Here is a 16716-nt window from a genome sequence, read left to right as displayed (position 1 = left end):
AGTGAGGCAATGACCTTTGGGCTTAACGTCCATAGGAAAAGTGAAGACCGATCAACATAAACACGACCGGAATTCTTCATTACCCACCCATAGTCGGATTGTTTACGGCAATCCGGTAGAAACTTGCGGGCCATATTCCCGCGATTATATGAGTGAAAACCTTTATGCATTTAAACCAATTATAGCATGGGAAGCGTGCAATTCAACCCTTTTTTATAAAAATCCGAATAAAGAAGATGATTTTTTTTATTTCGTTCGGATTTGCAAACCTTTCCATGGCTGTGTTTTTTTGTTATGAAAAAGCAGCGCGAATAGAAAATTTATATCGTTTTTTTAAATTTGTTAATAAAATGATGGCCAAGAAATCAGAAAAAAATTTTCTGTCCATGTCCACGATATATGAACATTTTTTAAAAAATATGATAAATTATAGTATGGAGAACATGAATATGGAGCGGTTGGTTACGCTTTCAATTGTCCTATCCGAGAGGACAATTGTGTTTTCTGTAAGAAAAGTGTGTCTGATTTATATAAGGGGGAAATGAACATGTCTAGTAAAGGGTTAGAGCAATTTTTAAATGATAATCTTGAAGACTTGAAGGGAAAGGGGCTCTATAATGTCATTGATCCGCTTGACAGTCCGAATGGCCCCGTTATTACAATTAACGGAAAAGATTTGATTAACCTTTCTTCTAACAATTATCTAGGATTGGCAACAGATGAGCGGTTGAAGTTAGCGGCAGCAGATGCCATCAAGCAGTACGGAGTTGGTGCGGGAGCTGTCCGGACTATTAATGGTACACTTAAGCTGCATGTGGAATTAGAGGAAAAATTGGCGGAGTTTAAACATACCGAAACGGCCATTGCTTACCAATCCGGCTTCAATTGCAATATGGCGGCAATTTCTGCTGTAATGGACCATAATGATGCCATTTTATCGGATGAATTAAATCATGCCTCAATCATTGATGGCTGCAGGCTTTCCAAAGCCAAAATTATCCGCTTCAACCATTCGGATATGGACGACCTGAGGACAAAAGCTAAAAATGCAGCTGAATCAGGGGAATTCAATAAAATAATGGTGATAACGGATGGTGTATTCTCCATGGATGGGGATATTGCTTTATTGCCAGAAATCGTGGAAATTGCCGAAGATTTTGACTTGATTACATATGTGGACGATGCCCATGGCTCCGGGGTGCTGGGAGAAGGAGCTGGAACGGTTAAGCATTTTGGCCTTTCTGACAAGGTTGATTTTCAAATTGGCACGTTGTCAAAAGCAATCGGAGTTGTTGGAGGGTACGTAGCAGGCAAGCAAAACTTGATTGATTGGCTGAAAGTGCGCAGCCGGCCTTTCTTGTTCTCGACCTCGTTAACCCCAGCAGATGTAGCTGCCTGTATTCGGTCTATTGAAATTTTGATGGAGAGTACAGATTTAAATAAAAGGCTTTGGAATAATGCGGATTATTTGAAGAGTGGATTAAAGAAATTAGGATTTAATATCGGGAACAGTCAAACGCCTATTACCCCATGCATAATCGGGGAAGAAACTTTAGCCCAGCAATTCAGTAAGCGCTTAATTGATGAGGGGGTATATGCGAAAGCAATTGTATTCCCAACAGTTCCACGCGGAGCAGGAAGAGTGCGCAATATGCCGACTGCAGCCCATACGAAAGAAATGCTTGATAAGGCCATTTTGATTTATGAACATGTCGGCAAGGAAATGGGTGTTATTTAATTGTAAAGGATGGAGAGACCACTATGAAGCGCATTTTAGTTACAGGGGCCCTAGGCCAAATAGGTTCGGAACTCACCTTAAGACTTAGAGACATCTATGGTGCCAGCAACGTTATGGCCACTGATATCAGACAGAACAGCAGCGAGGCTGCACAAAGCGGCCCTTTTGAAGTCGTAGATGTAACGGATTTTAAGCAGATGATGGAAACAGCAAAAAAATATCAGGCAGACACCATTATGCATTTAGCTGCCATTTTATCAGCTTCAGCGGAGGCGATGCCGGTGTTTGCTTGGAATTTGAATATGGGTGGTTTGTTAAATGCTTTAGAAACAGCAAGGGAATTGAAGGCACAATTTTTCACCCCCAGCTCGATAGGTGCTTTTGGTCCGACAACACCTAAAGACAACACACCGCAAGACACGATTATGCGTCCCACTACTATGTATGGCGTCAATAAAGTAGCGGGTGAGCTTTTAGCAGATTACTATTTTAATAAATACGGTGTGGATACAAGAGGGCTAAGGTTCTCTGGAATAATCTCCTATGTGGCCCAGCCAGGGGGAGGCACCACGGATTATGCGGTTGAAATCTATTATAAAGCCGTACAGGAAAGAAAGTATACTTCATATATTGCTAAAGGGACTTTTATGGATATGATGTATATGCCTGATGCGTTAAATGCCATTATTGATTTAATGGAAGCGGATTCATGCCGGTTGATTCACAGAAACTCGTTTAATGTTACGGCAATGAGCTTTGATCCAGAGGGGATTGCGGCCAGTATTAGAAGATATATTCCTGATTTTAAGCTGGATTATGATGTAGATCCGAGCCGGCAGCGGATTGCAGAAAGCTGGCCCAATTCGATAGATGCAACGGCCGCGAGACAGGAATGGGGCTTTAAGTATGAGTATGATTTGGATAAAATGACAGAGGATATGATCGATAAGCTTCGTCAAAAGCTTCGTTTAGAGGTTCCCAAGCTATAATGGCTTGGGTTTTTTATGTACGATGTTCAGTCATCGAATAAAGACATTTATAAAGGATTTGTAATAGAAACCATCTGTCAGTGCCAAAGTAACAGGAAAAACAGAAGAAGATCGTGAATAGACGGGATCACATGGAGACACTAACTAAATAGGTGTTTACAAGTGATTTTTTAATAATGAAAACAGCGAAGCTATATGCCGCTTCGCTGTTATCTTATTACATAGATCAGTTTGTCCCTTTTCTCCGTAACCCTGCCAACAATGGAAGCTAAAGCTCCTAAGGATTGCATGGCATCCACATAACTCTTTGCTTCTTCCTCACTTATCGAAATTAACAGGCCGCCAGAGGTTACCGCATCGCAAAGCACTAGCTGTTCCTCGGGAAGGATATCCTCATAAACAACATCATCGCTCAGCCATCTTTGATTTGATTTCGAACCGCCAGGGACGACGCCATGTTTAGCTAACTCCACAGCACCTTCTAAAATCGGCACTTGAGAAAAAGAAATCTCAAAGCTTACTTCACTGCCGCGGGCCATTTCACTGCTATGTCCAAGCAGTCCGAACCCTGTTACATCGGTAACTGAATGAGGGTGATAGTTGGTTAAAACTTGAGCCGCTGTTTTATTCAGCATAGCCATCGTTTCAGTAACAATCCGTTCCTGTTCGGAAGTGACAGCTCCTCGCTTAATCCCGGTGGTAATAATCCCCACACCGATCGGTTTTGTAAGGATAAGGACGTCGCCAGGTTTAGCGCCAATATTTTTCCAAACCTTATCAGGATGGACAAGACCAGTTACTGATAATCCGAACTTTGGTTCTTGGTCATCAACCGAATGGCCGCCAACCGTTAGTGCGCCAGCTTCTTTTACTTTATCGGCAGCTCCGCGCAATATATCTCCGAGCACTTGAGCCCCAAGCTTTTTTATAGGAAAGCCAACAATGTTCATGACTGTTTTTGGTTCTCCGCCCATAGCATAAACATCACTTAATGAATTGGCTGCAGCAATCTGGCCAAACATATAAGGGTCATCCACAATTGGGGTAAAGTAATCGACCGTTTGAATCAGGGCGATTGAATCTGTTAGTTTGTATACGCCTGCATCGTCACTTGTTTCGTTTCCGACTATTAATTCCGGAACAGGGTCTTGTTTTGGCAAAAGACGCAAAACTTGCGTCAGGTCCTCTGGACCAATTTTGCAGCCTCAGCCAGCTTTAGTAGACAAAGAAGTCAAGCGGATTTTTTCTTGTTCATTCACTATGGTCACCTCCATTCCACTAGTATACCTCTTTCCTAATGAATCCGCACGATAAGTGCAAAAGAATTGCATAATACTAATAGTCTAGGTAAAATATTTCTACTTACTATATTTTACAACACAGGGAGGCCAAAATGAAAAACTATCATATTGTTGTTGAATTTTGCATGCAATGAAACTATGCTCCAAAAGCCGCGAGTTTCGCGGAAGAATTGTTCACGCATTTTAGACGTGATATTGGAATATTAGAATTAATCCCTAGCTCCGGTGGTGCGTTTGAAGTCACTTTAAATGGAGAAAAAATTTACTCCAAACTTGAAACCGGCGTCTTTCCTGATACCGAAGACATGATTCAAATCATATCCCAAAAATAACAACGTGACCCTCATGCCGAAATAGCATGGGGGAATTATAATTATAATAATATTATTATGTAAACTAAATATAAAAAAGAAAGGGCTAAGGCAAAGTAATGTACCGATTTTTCCCTTGACCGGCCTCTGTTTTTGAAATAAAGATTTCAAGCACTCCATTCTGAAAAGCAGCCGTAACACAATGATTGATGATCGGGAAGGGGAAGTCAATGGTCCGGCTTCGCTGGGGAAACGATGAAGGGTTTGTATAAGTATGTTTTTGAGCATTTATAATTAACTGGGTGTCAGCGATTTTCACTGTAATTTCTGAACTCAAAAGTTCATCCATGAATGCTTCGACAATCCAGTTTTCTTCCGTTTCATAAATATCGATTCTAAATTGCTGCTGGTCTGCCAGTGAGGTTAAAGGGTCCAGAAAGTAGTTTTTTAAAAACTGTTCCATCTGCTCAGCGTCAACAGACAGATTTGGCTGGACTTTTTTCTTTCTCATATCCATTTCCTCCTTGCTTGTATCATTCTATTCAGTCAGTTAAAAAAGGTGTAAAAAGTGATATAATAGTCCTATTCAAGGATATGTGAAGGAGTTTTTACTGTGAAAAATAGCTTGAGGGAAATTCCCCCAGTCCATGAGCTGCAACATCATGGCCGATTTTTGGAAATTTTGGAGGAGACTGATTTAGATGCTGTTTCACTAACAAAGCATCTAAAGGAAGTGATTGGGAACATCAGAAACTCAATTATGAATAACCATTGGACCGGGGCTGATCCAGGCACCTCCCCATTTATTGATGAAATTTTTCTGCATTTAAAAGCACATGTCAGTCAACAATTTTCCTATACATTAAAACGCGTCATCAATGCTACGGGAACCATTTTGCATACCAATCTTGGACGGGCGAGGTTAAGTGAAACCGCCATTCACCATGTGGTCGAAACCGCACGAAATTATTCCAATCTTGAGTACAAGTTAACAGAAGGAGAACGAGGATCACGCCATATCCATATTGAAAGCCTTATCAGAGAAATCACTGGTGCAGAAGCCGCCATGGTGGTGAACAACAATGCTGCAGCTGTTTACCTAGTTCTAAGAGCATTAGCTGAAAATAAAGAAGTCATCGTTTCCAGGGGACAACTGGTTGAAATCGGCGGTTCCTTTCGCATTTCCTCAATTATGGAAGAAAGCGGTGCAAAGCTAGTGGAGGTAGGCACAACAAATAAAACCCACTTATATGATTATGAAAAGGCCCTAACTACTGAAACAGGAATCATTATGAAAGTCCATACCAGCAATTTTAAGGTAATCGGCTTTACTAAATCAGTTGAGACAGAGGAACTTATTCAGCTTACGCGAAGCCAGGAGGGGGTCATTTTCTACGAAGACCTCGGCAGCGGTGCTTTGTTTGACTTTCGGACATATGGCATTGGCGAGGAGCCGCTGGTAAAAGAGGTTCTTGACATGGGGGCAGATGTTGTTACCTTTAGCGGCGATAAACTGCTTGGCGGTCCGCAAGCGGGAATCATTGCCGGAAAAAAAGCTATTATTGACCAATTGAAGAAACATCAATTGGCCCGGGTCGTCCGAGTAGATAAAATGACACTTGCCGCACTGGAAGGTACATTAATAGATTATGCCCGTGGAGGAAAGGCCATACGTAATATACCAGCCATCCGTGATTTAATGCAGACTGCTACTGAATTAGACGAAAGAGCCAATCACTTTGTTACAAAATTATTACAAAGGACAAATCGCTATCAAGCAACAATTTTTTCTGATACAAGCCAGGTTGGCGGCGGGACGATGCCCGATGTTGAGCTTCCTACTGCAGTGATTGCTTTAAAGGATCATACGTTAACAGCTGAGCAGCTGGGGAGAAAGCTGCGAACAGAAACCAGCCCGGCGATTGTCGGCAGAATTCAAAAGGATGAATTTATTATCGATTTAAGAACGGTTGCAGAAGATGAGGAAGAGACCTTGTTGGATGCTTTAATTTTTGTTGGACAATAGCGGTTGTTTTATTTGGCTGACTCACATTTTTGAGTCAGCCGTTATTTTTATTCAGCATCACTTACCGTTTAGTTAGCTCTTTTCTTATCACATATCATGATGGGATTTGCTTTTTTGGCGAGTGTGGTTACGATTTTTCACCTTGTGGGAACCACTGAGCGGCTCTGGCTGGCCAGACTGCTTTGGTGCGTTTTTGCGCATATCTGTTCCGTCATTTTTGTTGGTCATTTCTATCCCTCCTCTAAGCTTAGGATGGAATCATTATGTCATTTTATGCTGAATATTTTTTGGGAGTCTCGAGCAATTTAAAGGGTAACAACATGAAGGAGGAAGCAGCGATGCAAAGAAATCCTTATAATAAGAATAAACAGGAAGCTTTTCAAGCTGCCCAGCAGGGATTTGAAAATGCGCAAGGCTTATATGAAACGATTGTCAGCGACAGTGCCAATTATGGCCATCAACTGAAACATTTAAAAAATGAAGTGAATGAAGCGTACCAACAAATTGAAAATGCCCTTGAAGTAGCATCAGAAACACAAAGAGCACAGCTGGAACGATTCCAGAAAGATTTGCAGAATATCGTGTCAGAAGTAAATATCGATGATTAAAGCAAATGCCAATGTTAAAAAAGCGGAAAATCAAATTCCGCTTTTTTTAGCTGTATTAAGGGTACTATTGATTTTTCTTCCTTTTTTTATTGTTGCGTTTTTCCATTTCTGTCAATGGTTCCATTCCCATTTCTTCATTAAAGCCTGCACCCTTACCTTGGGCTTTTGCCGCATTCATTCCAGGTCTGACGTGATTCGCCTTCCCTTTTGCCATTCGATTCACCTCCTATTATTTTTACTATTTCCATTCATGCGAAATAAATGACAAATTAAAATTTTTTTGCCATAATAATAGAGAATATTCCTCGGGTTAAGTGATTGCATGATATCCAAGTTGGTTGTTGTGTTTTCAAAATATTCCGAACAAATTACATAAAATAAAATAAGAAAAACTTATCAAACACAATAACTTTCTTGTTATTTACTTATGTAATCGCTTGTATTAAGATTAGAGTTGTGAGAAAAGTTAAGCCGAATGGGAATATTCGAACTTTTCATTTATGTGTGAATGAATACGAATAAGGGGGTAAAAACATGGTGAAAAATGATGTGTTTAATGCACGTTCTTCATTTGAAGCAAACGGCAAACGCTATAACTACTACCGTTTACGTGCATTAGAAGAGGCCGGCGTTGGCCAAGTAACTAAATTGCCTTATTCTGTTAAGGTATTGCTTGAATCCGTGCTGCGTCAATATGATGGCCGTGTTATTACGAAAGAGCATGTTGAAAACTTAGCTAAATGGGGAACAGATGAGCTGAAAGAAGTGGATGTTCCATTCAAGCCATCACGTGTTATTCTTCAAGACTTTACAGGTGTGCCTGCGGTCGTTGACCTTGCTTCATTAAGAAAAGCCATGGCAGACCTAGGCGGGGATCCGGACAAAATCAATCCGGAAAAGACCGTTGACCTTGTAATCGACCACTCTGTCCAGGTCGATGCTTATGGTACACCAGATTCTCTAGCTGTGAATATGGATCTTGAATTTGAACGGAATGCTGAGCGTTACCAGTTCCTAAGCTGGGCACAAAAAGCGTTTAACAACTATCGTGCCGTTCCGCCGGCAACCGGTATCGTACATCAAGTAAACCTTGAGTATTTGGCTGATGTCGTCCATGTTGCAGAAGTTGATGGAGAACTAGAGACCTATCCTGATACTTTAGTAGGAACAGACTCTCATACAACTATGATTAACGGACTTGGCGTTCTTGGCTGGGGCGTTGGCGGTATTGAAGCTGAAGCTGGCATGCTTGGACAGCCTTCCTATTTTCCAGTGCCAGAAGTTGTCGGTGTTAAGCTAATTGGAGAACTTCCAAATGGTGCAACCGCAACTGACCTTGCATTAAAGGTAACCCAAGTACTTCGTAAACATGGTGTAGTCGGTAAATTCGTGGAATATTTCGGACCTGGTGTGTCTTCTCTGCCGCTAGCTGACCGTGCAACGATTGCTAACATGGCTCCAGAATACGGCGCAACTTGCGGGTTCTTTGCAATTGACGATGAGTCACTTGCATATATGCGGTTAACTGGCCGTGACGATGAGCAAATTAAAGTTGTAGAAGAATATTGCAAAGCAAATGGATTATTCTTTGATCCTTCGTTTGAGCCTGTATATACAGATGTCATTGAAATTGACCTTGCTGAAATTGAAGCCAACCTTTCTGGACCTAAACGTCCTCAAGACTTAATTCCTCTTTCCAAAATGAAGGAAGAATTCGTCAAGGCCGTTTCTGCTCCACAAGGAAACCAAGGCTTCGGCTTACAAGCAGATGAGCTTGAAAAGTCAGCAGTGGTTAAATTTAATAATGGTGATGAAGCTGCCATTAAAACAGGTGCCGTTGCGATCGCTTCTATCACAAGCTGTACCAATACATCTAACCCATATGTTCTAGTTGGTGCAGGACTTGTTGCGAAAAAAGCAGTCGAGTTGGGAATGGAAGTTCCTAAGTTTGTAAAAACTTCTTTAGCACCTGGTTCTAAGGTTGTAACTGGATATCTACGTGATTCTGGTTTACTACCATACTTAGAACAAATCGGCTTTAACCTTGTAGGTTATGGCTGCACAACATGTATCGGTAACTCCGGTCCATTAAAAGAAGAAATCGAAAAGACAATTGCGGAAAACGACCTGTTAGTTACATCTGTTCTTTCCGGTAACCGTAACTTCGAAGGACGTATTCATCCGCTTGTAAAAGCAAACTATCTTGCTTCACCTCCGCTTGTTGTAGCCTATGCCTTAGCAGGTACAGTGAATATTGATTTTGCTTCAGAGCCAATCGGCAAGGATAAAGATGGCAATGATGTGTTCTTTAAAGACATTTGGCCATCCACTTCTGAAATTTATGATGTGGTAAAACGGACAGTTACACCGGAATTATTCCGTAAAGAATATGAGAACGTATTTGGTGATAACGAACGCTGGAACCAAATCAAAACTAGCAATGAGCCTTTATATTCTTGGGATGAAAATTCTACTTATATTGCAAATCCGCCATTCTTTGAAGGCTTATCACCAGAACCAGGCACAGTTGAGCCTTTAACCGGTCTTCGGGTTGTTGGCAAGTTTGGTGATTCTGTCACAACTGACCATATCTCGCCTGCCGGAGCTATTGGTAAAAACACTCCAGCTGGTAAATATCTGTTAGAAAAAGGCGTTCAGCCACGTGACTTTAACTCTTATGGTTCTCGCCGCGGTAACCATGAAGTTATGATGCGCGGTACTTTCGCAAACATCCGGATTCGTAACCAAATCGCACCAGGCACAGAAGGCGGCTTCACAACTTACTGGCCAACTGGTGAAGTTACTTCCATCTACGATGCTTGCATGAAGTACAAAGAAGATGGTACTGGTCTAATGGTCCTTGCCGGCAAAGATTACGGAATGGGCTCTTCTCGTGACTGGGCTGCTAAAGGTACTAACCTGCTCGGCATCAAAACCGTTCTTGCTGAAAGCTTTGAACGGATCCACCGTTCTAACCTAGTGTTAATGGGTGTACTTCCGCTTCAATTCAAAGATGGCGACAACGCTGAAACACTGGGTTTAACGGGTAAAGAAACATTCGAAGTACAAGTGGATGAAAATGTAAAGCCGCGTGATCTTGTTAAAGTAACTGCAACAGATGAAAGCGGCAATAAGAAAGAATTTGAAGTAATCGTGCGTTTTGACTCAGAAGTTGAAATTGATTACTATCGCCACGGTGGAATCCTGCAAATGGTTCTTCGTGAAAAATTACAAGCTTAATAGTTTAATAGACACCATGTCCTTTAAGGACGTGGTGTTTTTTTATAAAGAATTGACAAACATGAATGGAATAAAATAAAATATAAATAACTTAAGGTAAAGGAATGAACAAAGGGCCGATGAAATTTTAATCTTATTTTTCAGTACATGAATTCGAATTAAACGAAAATGTGAACCTGAAGAATAGGATTAGTGTGTCCTTTTTTATGTCCGAATCAATCTATGCATTGACTTATAAACCCTTATAAAGGTCTATTTGCTGATGTCTTAATAAAGGATTTTCTCGACATAAACTCTCTTCAGGTCACTTGAAGGGGTTTTTTTATGCATACAAAAACAATAATAAAAGGCAAAGGTATTGAAAAAAGCTTTGAATTAAAAAAGATTCTTGACAATGCCAGTTTTGAAATTCAAGCAGGCGATCGAATTGGGCTGGTTGGTTATAATGGGGCGGGCAAGACCACCCTGGCCAATATTTTGTTTGGCAAAATTCCTCCTGATAATGGTGTAGTTGAGAAACCAAATAAGTTAAAGATTGGTTATCTGTCTCAATCAATTGATTATGAGACCAATGATTTTGAAAATTCTCTGGCAGGCGGTGCTGAAGAGGAATTATTTCATATCGCAAGTCAATTGGGTCTTAGCAAAGTAAAAGACTGGGAGGAATCCCGGCTTGTCCATTTAAGCGGCGGTGAAAAGTTGAAGCTAGCCATATCCATGGTTTGGGCATCAAAACCAGATTTCCTAATCTTGGACGAACCAACGAACCATTTAGATTTTAAAGGACTTGGCTGGCTAGTGAAGGAATTGAAAAGATTTACTGGTCCCGTTTTGATCATCTCTCATGACCGCCATTTTCTTAATCAAACGGTGAATCGCATTTTTGAATTGGAGAGCGGAAACATCCATTTTTATAAAGGAAATTACAGTGCTTATCAGGAAGAAAAAAAGAAACGAATCGAAAGCCAGTCACATCAATATGAGGTACAGCAGCGGCAAATTGAAAAAATTGAACAACAGATGAATCAATTAAAGTCATGGTCAGAGAAGGCACATCGTGATTCCACCAAGAAAAGCACCGGTCCGGCCAAACGGCAGGATGGATTTAAAGAATACCATCGTGTAAAAGCTAAGAAGCTGGACAACCAAATAAAATCTAAAATGAAACGGCTGCAAAACGAGTTATCCAAAAACAAGGTTGAGAAGCCTGCGGATGAAGCAAAAGTGAGATTTGAATTTGAAAATCAGGGAAAAAGAGGCAAGCGGATTTTAGAGGCGAACCAGCTTGCTAAAAGTTTTCCCAAGCGTCCCTTATTCCACCATGCCAATTTTTATGTTAATCACGGTGAACGAATCGGCCTAATAGGTGAAAATGGCTGTGGAAAAACGACTTTGATAAAAATGATCCTCGGGGAAGAAGCTCCATCAGAAGGGGCACTTTGGTGCAGCAAATCGATGAAAATTGCCTGCTTAAGCCAGGATGTTAAGGATCTGCCTAGTGATAAAAATGTCTTGGAGGCAATGGGGTTAACAGACAGGGAGAGAATCTTCAAGGCAAGAACCATCTTGGCAAACTTAGGCTTAAAAGATCCGCAGATTTTAAAGCCTATCGGGCATTTGAGTCTAGGTGAACGGACGCGGGTCAAGCTTGCCGATATACTAATGAAAGACTACGATGTCCTTCTATTAGATGAGCCGACAAACCATCTTGATTTGCCAAGCCGGGAACAGCTAGAAACAACTTTGGCGGATTTCACAGGAACCATTCTTATCGTTTCCCACGATTATTATTTTTTAGCGAAACTTTGCAATCGGCTTTTAGTGTTTGAAGAGCAGCAAATCAAACGGCTGGAAATGACGGCAGAAGAGTATTTTAATAAACAGCCGACACAGACAAAGGAAGATCAGAAAGAATCGTTAATGATTATTGAAAATCGAATAGCTGCCATTCTTGGCGAATTCGCTTTAATCGATTCTAAGGATCCGAAGTACATGGCCCTGGATAAAGAATTTAACCAACTTCTAAAACAGAAAAAACAGCTTATGGCTGAAAAAATGTAAGCATGTCATGCCTTCAATCCATAATCCAGCATTATTCACAAAATAGGCAAATTTACAAGCTTTGTTATGATAGGGGTAATAGTGTAAAATTCTATGTAGCGGATAAACAATGAAGGAGTGATTCGGGATGATCAAAAAGGTCATTGCTGCAGTGATTTTGATTAGTTTATTGACTGTGGCAATTGTGCAGGCCGTGAATAAAGAAACAGAAACCCCCGATAACGCTGGCACAGCTACTGCGGCTGATGAAGGGTTGGCCATAAAAGATAAAGCACCGGATTTTGAATTAAAGACCTTGACTGGTGAAACGGTTAAACTTTCTGATTTAAAAGGAAAAAAGGTCATGATAAACTTTTGGGCTACATGGTGCCCTCCATGCAAGGCGGAAATGCCGGACATGGAAAAATTCCATCAAGTGGTTGGGGATGATATTGCCATTCTCGCCATTAATATTGACCCGCAATATGATGTTCAAGCCTTTGTAGATGAATACAAACTGACTTTCCCAATCCTTCTGGATAGCGAAGACTCTGTGAACGAAAAGTACCGGGTTCTATCTATTCCGACCAGCTATTTTATTGATAGCAAAGGAATCATCCAGAATAAAATCTCCGGATCGATGACATTGGAACAGATGAAGGAATATGCAGGGAATTTAAAGTAGGAAGGAAAGACGTTGGAAATCAACGTCTTTTTTTATGTAAAAAGAACTAAAAAACGCTTAAATTTTCAAAAAGTTGTAATAATTGAAAGGGTTTCCGGGCATAATTACTGTTACAATAGTTAATAAGGAAGGTGAAAAGAATGAGAAAGCCAAGAAAACGTTCTTTCGCAGAACTGGTGTCTGAAAATAAATCGCAACTCTTAAAAGACAACGCGGCATTGGAAAAAATTGAGCAGCGCATTGAGGCAAAACGGTTAGGCAAAGCAGAGTAACACAAAAGTTTTCCAAACATGGTTCCTCACCTTTCTGGGTAAAATGTTAGTAAGGGGGGATCATGATGGGTAATCCAAAACGAGATTCGAAGCACCATGTACCTGAACATCTGGGAACTCAGCCTCGCGGATTTTCCGGTAATAAAGGCAAGAAAATGAACGATACATCAGGGGAGCACGCTCAAGTAATCCAAACCAAAGGTGAATAATATGGAAGGCCTGCCGGCATCTAATCCGGCGGGCCTTTTTGTGTTTATTGCAGCTAATTTTCTGTAATATTTTCATCTCACCGAAACAAACTATATCTGTACCAAACACACAGCCAAAGGAGGAGTACGAATGGCCTATAACAAACCAAACCCAGATGATCGAAGCGACAACGTAGAAAAGCTGCAGTCGATGGTCCATAATACGATTGAGAACATGGAGGCAGCAGAAGAGTCTCTTCGGTTTACTGACAGCGAATCACAGCGCCAAGCGATAGAAGACAAGAATGAACGCAGGCGGGAAAGTATTGCTTCATTTCGATCAGAAATAAAAGATGAAGCAAATGATTCACAACAATAATGATAAAGGACCAGTTCTTTTAGAAACTGGTCCTTTATCATTATTGCAATGCCTCTAATTTTTTTATACTCCGCAACCTATGGTAAGATAGTAGAGAAACTTTAAATAGAGATGTGATGAAGAAACCATGAATGTAAATCAGCAAAAAAACCAATTCGTTCACTATTCAAAGGAGATCATGAACTGGGAAAAAGAACTCACAGAAACAGGTGTTATTCAAGAAGAGAGTTCATTAATAGCAGCGATTGGACAGGAAAATGATCCTGCCATATTATCTCAGCTGTTGACTTTAATCGCCCGTTCAAGGCTTGGAAGGAATAAGGATGATTCTTTAGCGGCTGCTTTAGTAGAAAAAGCATTGAAGCTTAATCCTTCCAATAAATGGGCTCAGGAGTTCACAATTGGTGTGGAGTGGAAAAAGCTGAAAGATGTTATGTCCTCTCTTTCTTTCCCGCCAATAAGAGAAACGGATAATCGATCTGCCAAAAAGAAAGTGGCAGATCAGTACATTGAGATTTGCAAAAGCTTTTTATCTGAAGCTGATGAACGGTTCCAGGATTTGCAGCATAAAAAAGACATTGCATCTGGAATGCTTGGAAAAGAAATTTTTCAACAATATCAGCAGTTATATGAATTGCTTGCCTCTGCGATTGAGGAAACGGGCAAATTATTAAAAGCGTCCGAGGACTATGAGGAATCCATAATCGGAGTGTTTCATACATCTGCGTATATGGATGATTTAAAACTGCATTTAGCTAAAGTGGAAGAAATAAAAAGAGAATGGGAACTGTTATTCATTCTGGAACAGCAGCCTGCCCCCTCGGATAAACAAGCGTTAGAACAGCTAAATGAGTTAATTGGCATCGAAACGGTTAAAAAACGGGTGAACGATTATTATCGGTTCTTAAAATACCAAAAACACCGGAAAAAAATGGGACTTAAAAATAAAGATGAACTTAGCCTTAATATGATTTTAACCGGAAATCCGGGAACTGGGAAAACCACCTTGGCCCGCTTGCTGGCTAAAATTTATCATGAACTGGGAGTATTGCCGCGTGAGGAAGTCGTCGAAACGAACCGAGCCCAGCTAGTTGGTTCGTTTATGGGGCAAACGGAAGAAAATGTCAGGAGTATCGTCGAGCGGTCCATAGGCGGCGTGCTGTTTATTGATGAAGCATACAGTTTAAAGCGTGAAGGCCAGACCGGCAGCGATTACGGGCAAGCAGCTATTGATACGCTTGTTTCATTAATGACAGGAAAAGAATATGGTGGAAAGTTTGCAGTGATTTTAGCCGGATACCCTGAGGAAATGCGATCGTTTTTAGACGCAAATCCCGGCCTGCGCAGCCGTTTTCCCCAATCGAACTTTATTCATTTGCCCAACTATTCGAATGAAGAATTAATCCTGATTGCTGAAACCGCAGCTGCTGAAAACGATTATTTTTTAACAGAGGCTGCCAAAAAAGAACTTGCCCACCGGATCGAGCAGGAGCGGGTGGATGAAACTTTCGGCAATGCCAGAACAGTCCGGAATATCGTGCTGGAGGCGATTTTTAAAAAGGGATCTGGACTGGACGATGGAGAGGATATTTTAAGATATATGTTACTGGATCACGAGGATTTTATCCTTGAGCCAGAGAAAAAAGAATTGGCTCCAATCGAACAGCTCGACCAACTAATCGGTTTGGAATCTTTAAAAGCAGAAATGCGGTCGTTGTTTTCCTTCGTAAAAATGCAGCAGTTCAGAAGAAATAAAGGTCTGCCAGCAGTGCCCATACAGCTCCATTCTGTGTTCACTGGAAGGCCGGGAACAGGGAAGACGACCGTTGCAAAAATTTATGCGGAACTCTTAAAAGAATGTGGGATATTAAAAAGAGGCCATTTGATCGTTTCGAGCAGAGCTGATTTTGTGGCTGGATATGTGGGACAGACAGCTGGGAAAACAAAGCGGAAAATTAAAGAAGCTCTTGGCGGCGTCTTGTTTATTGATGAAGCCTATTCCTTGTTAAGCCATACATCCGGTGATTTTGGAAAAGAAGTAATTGATACACTTGTTGACGAAATGACCAAGCATAACGAAAATTTAGTGGTGATTTTGGCAGGCTATCCTAATGAAATGGACGAGCTGCTTGAGAGCAATCCAGGTCTGCGTTCCCGCTTCAAAAAGTTTTTCTATTTCCCTGATTATTCACCTGAAGAGCTGCTTTCGATTATGGATTCCTACGCCAAACGTTATCAATATCAACTGACGGAGACTGCCAAACAGCTCCTGCTTGAGATGTTGCAGCGAGAGCAGCAAACGGGAAATGGCAGATTTGCGACCAATATGGTGGATGAAATGATTCAAGCACAGGCTTCAAGATTAATGATGGATGAACACACAGATAACCTGGATGAAATGGCCATTTTACTAGAAGAATCCGATGTAAGAGCTGTAATGAATAAGAAATAATTATTTGGACAATGGAGAGGAAGTTCGGAGTGGATCAATATTTTGTTTCGACAAGAGCCATCTTGCTTTACTACGCAGATACAGATATGATGGGTGTTATTTATCATGCCAACTATTTGAAGTTCTTTGAATTGGGCAGAACGGGATTTATTGAGGACCTGGGGTATAAGTATGTGGATATGGAAGAGAGCGGGTACTACGCGCCTGTTTATGATGTCCAAGTAACCTATAAGAAGCCGTTGCGGTATGGTGACCAGGCATTCGTAAAAACTTGGGTAGAGATTAATGATGGAATTAAGACTATTTATGGCTACAGTGTCATTAATGGAAATGGCGAAGTTTGCGCTGAAGGAAAAACGACTCATATCATCGTAAAAAAAGATAATTTCAGGCCAACATCTTTTAAAAAGGCTTTTCCTGAGTGGTATCGCAAATACGAGGAAGTAAAGAAAAAATAGTGGCTTCAATATATATTGCACAATGGATG

General features: G+C 40.9%; 17 protein-coding genes and 1 riboswitch. Of the genes, 13 read left to right on the top strand and 4 right to left on the bottom strand.

Features of this window, described 5'->3' with window-relative positions:
• Positions 1 to 70: 70 nt before the first annotated feature.
• Positions 71 to 172, bottom strand: a riboswitch (purine riboswitch).
• 375 nt (positions 173 to 547) lie between these two features.
• Together NFS43_RS06470 and NFS43_RS06465 are read left to right on the top strand one after the other, a co-directional pair.
• Complete coding sequence (locus NFS43_RS06470; RefSeq protein WP_251550650.1) at positions 548 to 1738, top strand: glycine C-acetyltransferase; 1191 nt, start codon at positions 548 to 550, stop codon at positions 1736 to 1738.
• Between the two features lie 23 nt (positions 1739 to 1761).
• Entirely contained in the window at positions 1762 to 2727 is a 966-nt protein-coding gene (locus tag NFS43_RS06465) for an L-threonine 3-dehydrogenase (RefSeq protein ID WP_251550648.1), read from the top strand.
• Between the two features lie 209 nt (positions 2728 to 2936).
• Here the strand turns inward: NFS43_RS06465 and selD are convergent, their stop codons facing one another.
• Entirely contained in the window at positions 2937 to 4001 is a 1065-nt protein-coding gene (gene selD, locus NFS43_RS06460) for a selenide, water dikinase SelD (protein ID WP_251550646.1), read from the bottom strand.
• Between the two features lie 119 nt (positions 4002 to 4120).
• Between selD and NFS43_RS24510 the strand changes: the two genes are divergently transcribed.
• Entirely contained in the window at positions 4121 to 4360 is a 240-nt protein-coding gene (locus NFS43_RS24510; RefSeq protein ID WP_338150590.1) for an Rdx family protein, read from the top strand.
• Between the two features lie 85 nt (positions 4361 to 4445).
• Here NFS43_RS24510 and NFS43_RS06455 read toward each other — a convergent pair whose 3' ends face one another.
• Entirely contained in the window at positions 4446 to 4850 is a 405-nt protein-coding gene (locus NFS43_RS06455) for an Hsp20/alpha crystallin family protein (RefSeq protein WP_251550644.1), read from the bottom strand.
• A gap of 102 nt (positions 4851 to 4952) precedes the next feature.
• On the opposite strand from NFS43_RS06455, the gene selA reads away from it, so the two are divergent.
• Positions 4953 to 6365, top strand: a complete 1413-nt coding sequence (gene selA / locus NFS43_RS06450) for an L-seryl-tRNA(Sec) selenium transferase (protein WP_251550642.1) — start codon at positions 4953 to 4955, stop codon at positions 6363 to 6365.
• Positions 6366 to 6452: 87 nt separating this feature from the next.
• Here the strand turns inward: selA and NFS43_RS06445 are convergent, their stop codons facing one another.
• On the bottom strand, positions 6453 to 6593 hold the full coding sequence (locus tag NFS43_RS06445; RefSeq protein ID WP_251550640.1) for a small acid-soluble spore protein P: 141 nt from the start codon (positions 6591 to 6593) through the stop codon (positions 6453 to 6455).
• 110 nt (positions 6594 to 6703) lie between these two features.
• Here NFS43_RS06445 and NFS43_RS06440 point away from each other — a divergent pair, with 110 nt between their 5' ends.
• Entirely contained in the window at positions 6704 to 6973 is a 270-nt protein-coding gene (locus NFS43_RS06440; protein WP_251550638.1) for a hypothetical protein, read from the top strand.
• A gap of 64 nt (positions 6974 to 7037) precedes the next feature.
• On the opposite strand, the gene sspO is transcribed toward NFS43_RS06440, so the two are convergent.
• Entirely contained in the window at positions 7038 to 7187 is a 150-nt protein-coding gene (sspO, locus tag NFS43_RS06435) for a small acid-soluble spore protein O (RefSeq protein WP_251550636.1), read from the bottom strand.
• Positions 7188 to 7507: 320 nt separating this feature from the next.
• Between sspO and acnA the strand changes: the two genes are divergently transcribed.
• From acnA to NFS43_RS06395, 8 genes are all read left to right on the top strand, one after another.
• Positions 7508 to 10213, top strand: a complete 2706-nt coding sequence (gene acnA, locus NFS43_RS06430; protein ID WP_251550634.1) for an aconitate hydratase AcnA — start codon at positions 7508 to 7510, stop codon at positions 10211 to 10213.
• Positions 10214 to 10537: 324 nt separating this feature from the next.
• Complete coding sequence (gene abc-f / locus NFS43_RS06425) at positions 10538 to 12274, top strand: ribosomal protection-like ABC-F family protein (protein ID WP_251550632.1); 1737 nt, start codon at positions 10538 to 10540, stop codon at positions 12272 to 12274.
• A 127-nt stretch (positions 12275 to 12401) separates the two neighbouring features.
• The gene (locus NFS43_RS06420; RefSeq protein WP_251550630.1) at positions 12402 to 12938 is read left to right on the top strand and encodes a peroxiredoxin family protein; all 537 of its coding nucleotides are present in this window, start codon (positions 12402 to 12404) and stop codon (positions 12936 to 12938) included.
• Between the two features lie 140 nt (positions 12939 to 13078).
• Positions 13079 to 13210 (top strand): FbpB family small basic protein, encoded by a 132-nt coding sequence (locus NFS43_RS06415; RefSeq protein ID WP_251550628.1) that lies wholly within the window; start codon positions 13079 to 13081, stop codon positions 13208 to 13210.
• 65 nt (positions 13211 to 13275) lie between these two features.
• Positions 13276 to 13419: an acid-soluble spore protein N gene (locus NFS43_RS06410; protein WP_251550845.1), complete on the top strand. Its 144-nt coding sequence runs from the start codon at positions 13276 to 13278 to the stop codon at positions 13417 to 13419.
• A 130-nt stretch (positions 13420 to 13549) separates the two neighbouring features.
• Positions 13550 to 13777 (top strand): small acid-soluble spore protein Tlp, encoded by a 228-nt coding sequence (gene tlp, locus NFS43_RS06405; protein WP_251550626.1) that lies wholly within the window; start codon positions 13550 to 13552, stop codon positions 13775 to 13777.
• Positions 13778 to 13904: 127 nt separating this feature from the next.
• Complete coding sequence (locus NFS43_RS06400) at positions 13905 to 16229, top strand: AAA family ATPase (protein WP_251550624.1); 2325 nt, start codon at positions 13905 to 13907, stop codon at positions 16227 to 16229.
• 29 nt (positions 16230 to 16258) lie between these two features.
• Entirely contained in the window at positions 16259 to 16687 is a 429-nt protein-coding gene (locus tag NFS43_RS06395) for an acyl-CoA thioesterase (RefSeq protein WP_251550622.1), read from the top strand.
• Positions 16688 to 16716: the final 29 nt, after the last annotated feature.

Source organism: Neobacillus muris (assembly GCF_943193175.1).
In the GTDB taxonomy this organism is placed as follows: Bacteria; Bacillota; Bacilli; order Bacillales; family Cytobacillaceae; genus Neobacillus; species Neobacillus muris.
This window is presented reverse-complemented; position numbering and strand designations above follow the sequence as displayed.